Annotated in this window: 14 protein-coding genes; 8 read left to right on the top strand and 6 right to left on the bottom strand. The window is 36.7% G+C overall.

From position 1 onward, the window contains the following. The first annotated feature begins 64 nt into the window (after positions 1-64). Both AB1280_RS14130 and AB1280_RS14125 read left to right on the top strand, forming a co-directional pair. Positions 65-931 carry an ABC transporter permease subunit gene (locus tag AB1280_RS14130; RefSeq protein WP_429756218.1) on the top strand — a complete coding sequence of 289 codons (867 nt, stop codon included), beginning with the start codon at positions 65-67 and terminating at the stop codon, positions 929-931. Then, entirely contained in the window at positions 932-1,909 is a 978-nt protein-coding gene (locus AB1280_RS14125; RefSeq protein WP_429756217.1) for an ABC transporter permease, read from the top strand. Positions 1,910-1,967: 58 nt separating this feature from the next. Here the strand turns inward: AB1280_RS14125 and AB1280_RS14120 are convergent, their stop codons facing one another. The 6 genes from AB1280_RS14120 to AB1280_RS14095 form a co-directional block, all read right to left on the bottom strand. Continuing rightward, positions 1,968-2,450 carry a CcdC family protein gene (locus tag AB1280_RS14120; RefSeq protein ID WP_272190260.1) on the bottom strand — a complete coding sequence of 161 codons (483 nt, stop codon included), beginning with the start codon at positions 2,448-2,450 and terminating at the stop codon, positions 1,968-1,970. A 13-nt stretch (positions 2,451-2,463) separates the two neighbouring features. Then, positions 2,464-2,862, bottom strand: coding sequence for a DUF2871 domain-containing protein (locus AB1280_RS14115; RefSeq protein WP_272190261.1), 399 nt, complete (start codon positions 2,860-2,862; stop codon positions 2,464-2,466). 57 nt (positions 2,863-2,919) lie between these two features. Further along, the gene (locus tag AB1280_RS14110; protein ID WP_429756216.1) at positions 2,920-3,291 is read right to left on the bottom strand and encodes an HsmA family protein; all 372 of its coding nucleotides are present in this window, start codon (positions 3,289-3,291) and stop codon (positions 2,920-2,922) included. Between the two features lie 223 nt (positions 3,292-3,514). Then, entirely contained in the window at positions 3,515-4,228 is a 714-nt protein-coding gene (locus tag AB1280_RS14105) for an ABC transporter ATP-binding protein (RefSeq protein ID WP_272190263.1), read from the bottom strand. After that, positions 4,228-5,292 carry an ABC transporter permease gene (locus AB1280_RS14100; RefSeq protein ID WP_272190264.1) on the bottom strand — a complete coding sequence of 355 codons (1,065 nt, stop codon included), beginning with the start codon at positions 5,290-5,292 and terminating at the stop codon, positions 4,228-4,230. Before AB1280_RS14100 ends, AB1280_RS14105 begins: the two co-directional genes overlap by 1 nt. An 836-nt stretch (positions 5,293-6,128) precedes the next feature. Next, positions 6,129-8,336 (bottom strand): MMPL family transporter, encoded by a 2,208-nt coding sequence (locus AB1280_RS14095; RefSeq protein WP_429756215.1) that lies wholly within the window; start codon positions 8,334-8,336, stop codon positions 6,129-6,131. Between the two features lie 200 nt (positions 8,337-8,536). Here AB1280_RS14095 and cdr point away from each other — a divergent pair, with 200 nt between their 5' ends. The 6 genes from cdr (at position 8,537) to AB1280_RS14065 (ending at position 12,386) form a co-directional block, all read left to right on the top strand. Next, positions 8,537-10,204 (top strand): CoA-disulfide reductase, encoded by a 1,668-nt coding sequence (cdr, locus tag AB1280_RS14090; RefSeq protein WP_429756214.1) that lies wholly within the window; start codon positions 8,537-8,539, stop codon positions 10,202-10,204. 111 nt (positions 10,205-10,315) lie between these two features. After that, positions 10,316-10,579, top strand: a complete 264-nt coding sequence (locus tag AB1280_RS14085) for a metal-sensitive transcriptional regulator (RefSeq protein WP_035432943.1) — start codon at positions 10,316-10,318, stop codon at positions 10,577-10,579. Between the two features lie 121 nt (positions 10,580-10,700). Next, a complete protein-coding gene (locus tag AB1280_RS14080) occupies positions 10,701-10,928 on the top strand; it encodes a sulfurtransferase TusA family protein (RefSeq protein ID WP_272190267.1) in 228 nt (75 codons plus the stop codon). A gap of 18 nt (positions 10,929-10,946) precedes the next feature. After that, positions 10,947-11,309: a rhodanese-like domain-containing protein gene (locus AB1280_RS14075; protein WP_429756213.1), complete on the top strand. Its 363-nt coding sequence runs from the start codon at positions 10,947-10,949 to the stop codon at positions 11,307-11,309. A 15-nt stretch (positions 11,310-11,324) separates the two neighbouring features. Further along, a complete protein-coding gene (locus AB1280_RS14070) occupies positions 11,325-11,621 on the top strand; it encodes a rhodanese-like domain-containing protein (RefSeq protein ID WP_429756212.1) in 297 nt (98 codons plus the stop codon). Positions 11,622-11,906: 285 nt separating this feature from the next. Continuing rightward, positions 11,907-12,386, top strand: coding sequence for a DsrE/DsrF/DrsH-like family protein (locus AB1280_RS14065; RefSeq protein ID WP_429756211.1), 480 nt, complete (start codon positions 11,907-11,909; stop codon positions 12,384-12,386). Positions 12,387-12,421 lie beyond the last annotated feature (35 nt).

The raw sequence follows: 12,421 nt of genomic DNA, 5'->3' as shown, positions 1-12,421 counted from the left end.
ATTGAATATTTCGTATTTTAGGAGTGATAGAAAGAGAAAAAGAAAAATGGAAGGGAAGGGCGTTATGAAAACAATCACAATTCAAAAAGTAACCACAGCAATCACACAACTCATTCTAGCTGTCGCAGGTATTCTTTGTTTAAGTTCACTACCAAGTTTGTTTAAAGGAATGGAAATTGATATAAGTAATTATTTCAAAGCTCTTGGGGGCTTATGTAAAAAGCTATTAGATTTTTCTCATTTGACATATGGGAAAAGTTTACGGCCGATATTTCCGCAAGTTTTTGAGTTTTATTGGCAGTCTTTGTGGTTATTTATGCTGTCACTTTTCATTTCGATTGTATGTGCTTTTTGTTTTACCTATCTGATTATTCGTTTTTTCTATGAGAAATTGAAGAGAATGAAGTTTGTGTTGGTTATATTAGAATCAGTACCTGATTTGTTTATCATTATGTGTTTTCAAATTTTGGTACTTTGGTTATTTCAAAAAACGAATATTATGGTGTTTAATATTGCCACGACATGGCAGGAGAAGTCCATTTTGATGCCTGTTGTTTGTTTGAGTATTCCCCCTACGATTATGTTAACTCGTATTTTCTTGCTGCAAGTAGAAGCAGAGTTGCAAAAAGATTATATTGCTTATGCTCGTGCAAAAGGCTTAAATTTCTATCACATATTTCGTCATCATGTGCTCCGCAATGTGTTGTTTACGATGTTTCATTATTCCAAGATGATTGTATGGTTTATGTTTTCCAATTTGTTGATGGTTGAATATTTGTTTAATGTTCCTGGCATTGTGTATTTTGTTTTGAAATATCCGTTTCCAGAAGTGTTTGTTGTGACGCTTTTATTGTTATACATTCCGTTTTTCATTATTTACAAAGCGTATGATCTATTTATACCTGCTGTTATGAGAGGGGAGGAAGTGTAGGTGATCAAACATCTTGTACGGGAAAAGCAGTTTCTGTTTAGTTTCTTGTTTTTAGTCATACTTGTACTTGCTAGTATTGCGAATACAATCTTCAATGATGGTCAAATTAGGCAAGTGACAGCTCTTTATGAGAACGGGAACTTGATTGGAGCGCCGCCATTTCCCCCATCTACTCAGTTTTTACTAGGTACTGATATGCATGGGTATGATTTACTCCATGTCATTATACAAGGTGCAAAGTTCACCATTGGTTTATCGGCTTGTATTGCCATGTTGCAGGTCGGATTTGCAATTGTGTTTGGCGTCGGAATTGGTACGTTTCTAAAAAGCTGGAGCAGTAAGATTGAATCGTTTTTTGATAGTTTTACGATTATGCCGCTGACGATTATTGCGTACTTCTTATTAGTAAATGTGATGTCGATGCCGATAGATGGATTTCAGCAGCCTTTTTATCAACGTGCTCTTTTTGAAATGTTTATTCTTACTATTCTTGCGCTTCCTACAACGTCTTTTTATGTAGCGAATGAAGTGAAAAAACTATTCACAACAGAGTTTGTGGAAGCTGCCGCTGTATTAGGCGGATCAAAGTTTCACATTTTACGTAAACATATATTCCCGCAGCTTCGTGCTACGTTAGTCATCTTATTAGTGCAGCAATTCAATAAAGTCCTTCTCGTTTTGGCGCATTTAGGAGTATTGAAGATGTTCTTTGGTGGAACAGTTATTGACCACAGTCCTGCAAAAGAACCTCCGCAGACGTTATCATTTGAATGGTCTGGGTTAATTGGGGATAAGTTTCATATGCTTTCCATTCATCCTTGGATTGCTCTCGTTCCAATTGTCTTTTTCTCTTTGACAGTCGTTGCGGCTAATTTGATGTTAGTAGGATTGCAAAATGCATTTGAAAAATCAAGTGCTTCAAAAGTGCAGAAAGTAGATTATGATGTAGTGGAAGAAAAACAGACTTCTAATTTTTAAGATGGAGTGGAGAGATATAAAAAAAGCCCGATAAAAAATATCAGACTTTTTAATAGGATTAAACACTCTTAGTTGCAAAATTCATTTCTTTTTGTAATCTTATAAACGAACGGTACATGCCAATTCTCCAAGAGACGATCATTGCAAAAGCAAGTAAGAAGAACATACCACTTAATTGTCCTAAATCAATTGATTGACTTAAATATTCTTTCATACCGAGGCGGACAACGAGTAAACCGACTAAAATAAAGATAAATGCTTTAGAAGGTATTAAATAGATGTCTTTTCCGCGTATTTCAAATTTTGATGTTTTAATAAGAAAAATAGAGAAAAATAAACCAACAATAACTGCTTCTAGAATTTCAGTTGATGTTAAGCGAAATTCTGGTAAGAAGTACATGCATGCGCCCGTACTCATAAAAAATGGCGGGAGTATAATTTTTTTCAGTGTTACAGGTTTCTTTGCTGATTTTAAGCGAAGAAACATCATTCCAACAGCCATACAAAGAGCAATAATACTTGATAAAACAGCTAAGCTCATGTTTGACCTCCTTTTATCCTTTGAACGATTTTTTTAATAGAATCATAAACCAAACGAGAGCGGCACCCATGATTGTATGAGACGTTCCGGCAATGTGACTTAATCCTTTAAAATCAGCTCCATTGAGTTGAAGAAGTCCGCGGGTCGCCATTGAACCAATTGTTAAAACTAATCCTACATTATAGACGATGAACCACATGTTAAAACTTTTTGCCTCATGGAATGCAAATGATTTTGATAGAGCAAAGGCAAGCAAGAAGAATATAAATCCAAGAACTAGCACATGTGTGTGCAACTTGTATAGCGATGTAGTACCTTGAATTCCTTGCGCTTTTGAATATTCTCTCGCGAATACGCCTGATAATAGACCGATAATTAAATAAGTGAATGCTGCATTATATAACTTTTTCATCATATACCTCCTAGGTAGCATTAGCAATGTTTATTTTTGGATAGTAGACTGCGATTATTAGTGGTTTGTCATTCCGTATATAAGGCCAGAAATATATGGGATTAGCCAAATGAACCAGACGATAATACTTAGCTTGTGGAATGTTGTCATCATTTTTGTATCTTTTTTGCTTAACACAATTGTTGCCCAAACAGCATGGAATAACATTAGTAAAATGGCTGCTAAGCCTGTGATTCCATGGAAACTGAATAGGGAACCTGCGTCTGCCATTTTTTCCATTAATGTCGTTCCGAGCGTATCACATACGAGGCCAAGCCAAAAAATGATGACATGCCAAGGTTTTAATGTCTTTTGGAATTTTTCACTCCATACGCCAATTGTATAAAAAATGAGTGCAGCTGTAATACATGCAATAGCAGATGCTAACACGTTCATCATTCCTTTCTAACTGTCATGTTCCTTATATCAATCATGTTACATGAGAATTATGAATAGAATATGAACGCAATATTACATATAAAATTGGCGTAATTATTATATTTAAATTGTATTATGTTGTAAACAAAAAATGAAGAGGTACTTGTGAATAAAGAAAAAACTTTCTTATTCCCTATGGAAATAGGGATAAGAAAGCTTTTATATTTATTGTGATTTACACTTCGTTTTCTCGTAATAATTTTCCATCGCGAAGTGTTAAAATTCGATCGCATACATCAAGCATTTTTTCATCGTGTGTAATCATAATTGCTGCTTTTTTATTTTTCTTCACTTCTTGCTTCATTAATTCAACGACTTCTCTTGCACGTTTTGAATCAAGACTAGCAGTAGGTTCGTCCGCTAAAATTAAATCTGGATCATTCATAAACGCACGAGCGATAGCTACACGTTGTTTTTCACCGCCTGAAAGTTGATTTGGATGATGATTCATACGATGTCCTAATCCAAATGTTTTCAGTAATTGTTCCGCAAGCTTACTTGCTTCTTTTTTATCTTCTCCTTTTAACTTAGCGATATACAGAAGTTGTTCTTTCACCGTTAAGAAAGGTACGAGGTTTGCAAATTGGAATATAAATCCGATTTTTCGTAAGCGAATATCGGTCATTTCTTTTTCTGATAAGCTTGTTATATTTTGACCTGAAACATAAATGTTTCCTTTTGAAGGAGAGAGCAGTGCACCCGCAATGGAAAGTAATGTACTTTTCCCTGAACCAGACGGACCAACAATACCGATAAACTCGCCTTCTTTTACATCTAACGTAATTGGATGCAGGGCAGTTACTTCTGTTTCACCTTGGCCGTATGTTTTGCTTACTTGATCAAGCTTTAATAATGACGTTGGGTTATCCCATTTTACTTCCGTTACCATTACATGCCACCTCCGATTGCTTCTAATGCATCTACTTTTAATACTTGATATAGAGAAATTAATGTACCCAGTATACTAATTACAATAAAGGCACCTGTATATTGCAAGATTGTTGTTGTTGTTAATAAGAACGGCATACTCGCTGGTAAAATAGCTTCTACCGCAAAGATTAAGCCAATGCCGATGATAAGAGCAACGCCAGTTAAGACGATAGATTGTACAACTAACGTATTTGCTAAATATGAGTTTTTCGTTCCGATTGCTTTTAATACACCTAATTGATGTGTTTTTTGTAATGTAATGACATAGAAGAATACACCAATTAACAATGCTGAAATGACAAGTAAGAACGTGATAATCATTGTTAATGTTCCTTGTTCTTCTTTATAACCTGGAATACTTTGTAGTACTTCTTTTTTATCAACAACTTTTGCATTATCGATTTTTTTATCAGTATTTAGAGCGATTACACTGTAATCTTTTTGATTTGGCAGTGCGATAGCGTCCCATACATTTTCATTCATGTGAACAACAGGTGAATGACTAAACATTTGATTTTGCGAGAATCCGACAACTTTGAAAGTTTTTTTAGAAATAGGATCTACTAGTTGATCCCCAAGTTTGATTCCTTTTTCTTTAATTGATTCATCAGCGACAACTTCATTGTCTGCTAGTGTACCATTTTTTCCTTCAATTACTTTTGGAGCGATGAATGAATCTTGTTTGCTTGAGAAAATAGCAACATCAACTTTATTTGAAGTTCCTTCTTTTTCGAATGTTGATACTTTAATATGCATTGGAACTGCATCTTTTGCATCAACTTGTGCCAATACTTTATCGACATCTTCTTTCTTAATTTGCGAGCGTAACAATTTACCATCCGCATCATCTGATAGGATAAATTTATTTGCTTTCATTTCAATAATAGAAGAGGCATTATCATGAGATAAACCATTTGCTAGACCTGATATGATAAGTACAAGAAATGATAATAACATCATGATTGTACCGATTAATCCGTAACGTAATTTCGATTGTTTTAATTCTTTAAGTGCTAAAAACATTGGGTTCGTTCCTCCTTGTTTCGTTCTATGCTCTTATCATAAAGAAGAAATATGAACGGAATATGAACAGAAAGTTACAAAAGACGAGTCTGCAGTTTATAGGTAAATAAAAATAGTTCGTCACCAAAAGCCGATGGGAAACATATAAGATGTAAACTTCACTCCGAGTGGACGCCTTCCGCGGGCGAGAGCGAGCCTCCTCGGCAAGCCTGCGGGGTCTCACTTTCCTTGCTATTCCCGCAGGAGTCGCCACTCTCCGTTCCGTGATTCCTTTTAGAAAAATCAACCGCATGTTACGGTGATGAACCATAAAAATGAAAAAACGGCTTAAAAAGCTTCTTTCTTTTTGGTGGAAAAGAGCATCTGGCCGTCCTTGGAGCGGTCAGGGCCTTTTTTTGCCACAAGCAATGTTAAAATAAAGCGAGCAAACAAGTAGCACATCACTGTTTACGCTTCATAGCAATGACTTATCTGTTGGAAAATTAACATGGACTTATATAGAAGCTCAGGGATTTTTTTCGCCACTTGCCAGGGCATTGAAAAAGGCCATTAAAAGAGAAAAAGAAGATAACTCTCTATTATATAGAGGATTATCTTCTTTTTGATTTCTGTATATTGTGCAGGTTATTTTGCCACTTCTTGTTTACGGAAGGTAAATAGAAAATGTCGTTTCTTTTCCAAGTTCACTATCTACTGTGATTGCTCCGCCATGAAGATCAATAATTTTTTTATAATCGAAAGACCTAATCTACTTCCGTTTACATTTCTATTTCGGGCAGTATCGACTTTATGAAAATGAAAGGTGTGCCAGGTCGCACACTTTTCGTTTTGAACAATTATTTTAAATCTGTTGGAAGTGAAGAAATCTGTTTCGAACGGCTTGGTTTGAAAAAAATCAAAATTGAAGGGAGCAGCATACCACGAACAAGAAACGTATCAATTAAAATTCCCATTGTCATTGTCAAACCGAACAGAAAGAGCTCTTGAAGTGGTTGGGTAATGAGTACGCCGAATGTAGCTGCGAGTATAATACCAGCTGATGAAATGACGCCTCCTGTTAAAGCAACTCCGCGTGCTACAGCTTCTTTCCATTCATATTTTTGTGCCTCTTCTTTGATTCGGGATACGAGCATAATATTGTAGTCGACCCCTAATGCAATGAGAAATACAAAGGTGTAGACAGGTAGACGATAGCTAATTGAGTCGTAGCCTAAAATATAATGAAAGATCATCCAACCTAGTCCTAGCGTTGCTGAATACGAAAGTAACATGGTTATCATCATTGTGAACGCGATAATGATAGATCGTGATTGGTATGCGAGCATAATGAGAATAAAAAGGGAAATGAGCGAGAACGTCACAATCGTATCTTTTTCGTTTAAAGATTGCACATCTAATTGCTGCGGTGTTTGCCCGCTATAATGCAAGGAATATTGCTGGGAATCAAAGCCGCTCTGCGTTAACAAACTGTTACTGTTTTCTCGTAGTAGACTGATTGTATTTAAAGCTGCTTGGTCGTAAGGGTTGTCTTGTAAAGTCAATTGCAGTTTGATGGCATGTTTTTCTTCCGATAAGAAATTTTTTGGCGAGTTCGCATTGGGTGCCGCGAATGCGGAAGTGATTTCTGGTGTGACGGTGTTTACCCCATCTAGTTTTTTCATTTCGCTTGATAATGAAGCTAATTTATCAAGAAAGGCTTGATCCAGTACAATTTCTTTGTCTGATTTTAAAATGACAGTCACAGGTGCTAATTGTCCTGGTGGAAAGTTTTTCTCTAAAATTTCAAAACCTTGCCGCGATGAAATATCATTCGGAAATGATTTCATTAAATTAAATGAATATTTCATAGATCCAACGTTCAACGAAGCAAGAATGAGCATGATTAACAGTATACTTGCTGTAATGGAAGGCTTTTTCTTTACAAAAGTGCCTACATTTGTCCAGAAGCCGCCCAGCTTTTCTTCTTTTTCGGCTACTTTTGGAATGAAAGGCCAAAATGCTTTTCGGCCTATGAGGGCAAATAAGGCGGGAATAAGTGTGATGCCTCCAAGCAGAATGAACACCATAGCAACTGAAAATACTGGGGCAAAGTTATGATATGCATTAAAAACAGCAAAGAACAATGTAAGCATCGCGACCAGCACTGTTCCGCCGCTGAAGAGAATCGGTTCCATGACTTGCGTTAATGCAGCTTGCATCGCATCGTACTTCGAACTCGTCTTTTTTAACTCTTCTTTATAGCGAGCTAAGATGAATAAACAATAATCCGTCAAAACAGCAAAAAGCAGAATCATCATAATGGAAAGAGCTTGTTTTTCAACAACGAACCATCCGTTTTGACCTGCCAATCCTAAAATGCGATCGACTACTTCATATACGATACCGGCAATGAGTAAGGGAATGATAGCAAGCAAAGGAGAGCGATAAATAATGATTAATATAATGAGAATTAATCCGATTGTCGCAAACATTAATACGAAGTCAGCATTTTTGAACAGCGTAATCGTATCTGCTGCAATTCCAGCTGGACCTGTAATCTCAAGCTTTAAGTCACCGATATCCATTTGTTTTACATGGTTTCGAATTTGATCCAATGTCTCATAAATTTGATCTGATTCTAAACCTTTTGTCAGGGCAACATTTAAAAGAATGGTTGTGTTATCTTTGGAGAACATTTTATCTTGTGTGGCTTTTGGAAGCTTATGAAATGGTAAGGCACTTGCGACATTTTTGGGCTTATCATCTGAGGAAAGCCATTTGCTAATTTCTGAGATTTTTGCACGCTCGGCCTCAGTGATTGCGCTTTTTCCATGAAAAACAAGGAGGGCGACTGCGCCATCTTTGGATGGAAATTGTTCGTCTACTATCTTTTGCGCTACAGCAGACGGCGTATCTTCATGAATGCTTCCTTCACCACTGCTTGTTACGTACTTTTTGGCTCCTGGTGCAAGAAAACTTAAAACGCCAATAGCAAGAATCCAAGCGATTAACACGATTTTGGCACCCTTCGGACTACTGATGAAGCGAGCAAGTTTATGGATCACATATATAACCTCCTCTTTTTATTTTCAAGAAGATTTTAAAATAAGAATATGAACGGGATGTGAACAGAATGTTACAAAAATTAAGATTATTTAGTTGTTTCGATTTTGTGAACAAAGAGAGATAGTAAGTTTAAAATGTTGCGCTATTGTTTTTTTATGCTTATTATATACCTATACGGGTATAAGTAAGGAGGAAAAGAATGAGTAGAAAAATTGTTGTAGTTGGCGGAGTTGCTGGTGGAGCATCAGTTGCAGCACGTCTGCGTCGTTTAAGTGAAGAGGATGAGATTATTATGTTTGAGCGCGGAGAGTATATTTCATTTGCAAACTGCGGACTGCCATATTATATTGGCGGAGTGATTCAAGAAAGACAAAAGTTGTTAGTGCAAACAGTAGAGAAAATGTCCAAACGCTTTAACTTAGATATTCGTATTTTAAGTGAAGTAATCAAAATTAATAAAGAAGAGAAAACAATCGTGGTGAAAAATGTAGTTACCAATGAAACGTACGAAGAATCTTATGATGTTTTAATTCTTTCACCAGGTTCTAAGCCGATAGTTCCACCAATTCCAGGAATTGAAGCGGCGAAAGCGTTATTTACATTACGAAATGTACCGGATACAGATCGTATAAAAGGGTATATTGATGAAAATAAGCCGCACCGTGCGACTGTAATTGGTGGAGGCTTTATCGGTGTTGAAATGGCGGAAAATTTGAGAGAAAGAGGCCTTGATGTAACACTTGTGGAAATGAACAATCAAGTCATGCCGCCGATTGATTATGAAATGGCTGCATACGTACATGAGCATATGACAAAACATGGCGTTCAGCTCATTTTAGAAGATGGGGTAGAAGCTTTTGAAGAAGCCGGCACGGTTATTCGTCTGAAAAGCGGTACAAAAATTCATACAGATATGATCATTCTTTCTATCGGTGTAGAGCCGGAAAGTAGCTTGGCAAAAGAGGCAGGATTGGAACTAGGAGTTCGAAATACGATTAAAGTAAATGAAACGCTGCAAACTTCTGATCCATCTATTTATGCGATTGGAGATGCGATTGAAGTAAAAGATTTTGTTACGGAAACAGAAACAATGATTCCACTTGCATCGCCGGCAAATCGTCAAGGTCGTCTATTAGCAGATATTATTCATGGCCATGCAGATTCTATATATAAAGGAACGATGGGGACATCCATTGCAAAAGTGTTTGAATTAACAGTAGCTTCAACAGGGGTGAATGAAAAAGTATTACAACGTTTAGATTTGCCTTATGAGGTAGTTCACGTACAAGCGAATTCTCATGCTGGCTATTATCCAAATGCGTATCCAGTTTTATTAAAGCTCATCTTTAATAAAGAAACGGGAGAAATTTACGGAGCGCAAGCTGTAGGCCGGGGTGGTGTAGACAAACGAATCGATGTCATTGCAACCGCAATGAAAGGAAAATTGAAGGTAATGGATTTACCTGATTTAGAATTGTCATACGCTCCGCCGTATTCTTCTGCTAAAGATCCTGTAAATATGGTGGGGTATGCAGCAAGCAATATTATTGAAGGACTTGTTGATATCGTGCAATGGCATGAAATTGATGACATCATGGAAAAAGGTGGATATTTAATTGATGTTCGTGAGCCGAACGAATTAAAGCAAGGCATTATTAAAGGATCTGTAAATATTCCATTAGATGAATTGCGTGATCGTTTGCATGAAATTCCAACCGATCAAGAAATTTATATTACGTGTCAACTAGGCATGAGAGGATATGTAGCGGCGCGTATTTTAATGGAAAATGGGTATAAAGTAAAGAATGTTGATGGTGGTTTTAAGCTGTATGGGACAGCTCTACCAAACCACGTTGCACATGAATAGGAATCAAGTCCTGTCAATGTTGACAGGACTTGATTCTAAAAAAGTGTTTACAACATACCTAATAGGGTATAATCTTTAACAGAGAACAAGTGAAAGTATGGAGGTGCTCCATTGGAATACGGTCAAGATATGAAAAATCGTTTGAAGCGAATTGAAGGACAAATTCGCGGTGTCCTTCGCATGATGGAAGAGGGAAAAGATTGTAAAGAAGTCATTACACAACTGACGGCATCACGCTCTGCAATGGATCGTACGATTGGATTAATTGTCGGAACAAATTTAGAAAAATGCCTTCGCGAGCAATTTGAAAAAGGCGATACATCTAATGAAGATGTTATTAAAGAGGCTGTACAATTACTAGTTAAAAGCAGATAATCTGTCAATTTTTTTGGCAGATTTTAAAAACGATTTTATTATACCCGTACAGGTATATGTATAGGGGGATACTATTCATACATGAATAAAATTATGAAACATACTACTGGAGGTATATAAAATGGATATCAAACAATTATTAGATGTAAAAGGATTAGCATGCCCGGTGCCAATCGTCAGAATAAAAAAAACGATGGATGCTTTGCAAACTGGAGAAGTGCTAGAAGTGCATGTAACAGATAAAGGTGCGATTAAAGATATTCCAGCATGGTCAGAAAAAGGTGGACATGAAGTGTTACAACATGTTGAAGAAGATGGAGTTTTGAAGTTTTGGATTCAAAAAGGGTGAGAACAAGGAGGGGATAATATGAATGTAGTGTTGAACGGCGTTTTGATTGTATTGATTTCCTTGTTTATTATTTCTCGTTTGTTACCTGTTAAGGGAGTGAAAAATATAAGTGGGAAAGAACTAAAAGATGAAATGAAGAAAAAGAATAAGCAATTGATTGATGTTCGTACACGAGGTGAATTTAGAGGAAACCATATTCCAGGTTTTCGAAATATGCCATTAAATGAACTCATACAACAAGCAAATAGCTTAGATAAAAATAAAGAAGTAATTGTCATTTGTCAGAGTGGAATGAGAAGTAAACAAGCAGCAAAAATCTTGAAGAAAATGGGATTTAAACATATTGTAAATGTTTCAGGTGGTATGAACGCTTGGAGTTAAGGAGGAGGTAGGAGAATGAAAGAAATGACTGCGAAAGAATTAGAACGTAAATTAATGAATCATGAAGTTGTAAACATTATTGACGTACGTGAGGTAGAAGAGGTTGCGGAAGGGAAAATTCCAGAAGCACTTCATATCCCACTTGGGTTATTAGAATTCCGTATGCATGAGTTAGATAAACAGAAAGAATACGTAATTGTATGTCTTTCTGGCGGGAGAAGCTCCCGAGCAGCTCAATTTTTAGAAAGCTATGGTTTCCAAGTGATCAATATGAACGGCGGTATGTTAGCTTGGGAGGGGAAAATAGAGTAACTGTTAAATAGATGAACAAAAGATACAAAGTCCTTTCAGTTGTGAAAGGACTTTGTACGGATTTTGAAATTACCTATACGGGTATTTGTAGTGATGTGTATCGAGAATCGTCGAGGAATCTTTATCTCACATTAGCGGACAGTAAAAGCCCGATTGGTTCAACTAACCATCAGTGAAAAAGGCGTCACTGATGGAAGTCTCACTTTATTTCGTGTCAAATCGCCGATATATTGGTGGACACATAGCATCTTTATGTAGAAATTTCCAGAAGTAGGAGGAGGCCGCATGGAACAACAGAAAAGAACAACAATTGTGTTATTTAGTGGAGATTATGATAAAGCGATGGCAGCGTATATTATTGCAAATGGTGCAGCAGCGTACGATCAAGAAGTAACGATTTTTCATACATTTTGGGGATTGAATGCGCTTCGAAAAGATGAACATGTAAAAACAAAGAAGCCATTTTTAGAGAAAATGTTCGGAAAGATGATGCCCTGCGGTGCAGATAAGATGGGGTTATCGAAAATGAATTTTGCAGGTATGGGACCGAAAATGATTAAGCATGTCATGAAAAAACATAATGCAATGCCACTGCCAGATTTAATTGATATGGCGAAAGAACAAGGTGTAAAAATTGTCGCGTGCCAAATGACAGTGGACTTATTAGGACTAAAAGAAGAAGAAATTATGGGGAATGTCGAATTTGCCGGAGTTGCTGCGTATTTAGCGGATGCCTCTGAAGGAAATGTGAATTTGTTTATTTAAAGTGGATAGAGGTATACAAAAAACCGCTGATTGTT

The sequence above is a fragment of the Bacillus sp. S10(2024) genome (assembly GCF_050473865.1).
Taxonomy (GTDB): domain Bacteria; phylum Bacillota; class Bacilli; order Bacillales; family Bacillaceae_G; genus Bacillus_A.
Note: the sequence above shows the minus strand (reverse complement) of the source record. Positions and strands in the feature narration are given on the sequence as shown.

Bases quoted from the DNA above. Each gene is read 5' to 3' on its own strand.
- AB1280_RS14100 (WP_272190264.1), bottom strand. From the start codon at position 5,292: ATGTTTTTAGCACTTAAAGAATTAAAACAATCGAAATTACGTTACGGA.
- AB1280_RS14115 (WP_272190261.1), bottom strand. From the start codon at position 2,862: ATGAAAAAGTTATATAATGCAGCATTCACTTATTTAATTATCGGTCTA.
- AB1280_RS14070 (WP_429756212.1), top strand. From the start codon at position 11,325: ATGAAAGAAATGACTGCGAAAGAATTAGAACGTAAATTAATGAATCAT.
- AB1280_RS14120 (WP_272190260.1), bottom strand. From the start codon at position 2,450: ATGAGCTTAGCTGTTTTATCAAGTATTATTGCTCTTTGTATGGCTGTT.
- cdr (WP_429756214.1), top strand. From the start codon at position 8,537: ATGAGTAGAAAAATTGTTGTAGTTGGCGGAGTTGCTGGTGGAGCATCA.
- AB1280_RS14075 (WP_429756213.1), top strand. From the start codon at position 10,947: ATGAATGTAGTGTTGAACGGCGTTTTGATTGTATTGATTTCCTTGTTT.
- AB1280_RS14065 (WP_429756211.1), top strand. From the start codon at position 11,907: ATGGAACAACAGAAAAGAACAACAATTGTGTTATTTAGTGGAGATTAT.
- AB1280_RS14105 (WP_272190263.1), bottom strand. From the start codon at position 4,228: ATGGTAACGGAAGTAAAATGGGATAACCCAACGTCATTATTAAAGCTT.
- AB1280_RS14080 (WP_272190267.1), top strand. From the start codon at position 10,701: ATGGATATCAAACAATTATTAGATGTAAAAGGATTAGCATGCCCGGTG.
- AB1280_RS14130 (WP_429756218.1), top strand. From the start codon at position 65: ATGAAAACAATCACAATTCAAAAAGTAACCACAGCAATCACACAACTC.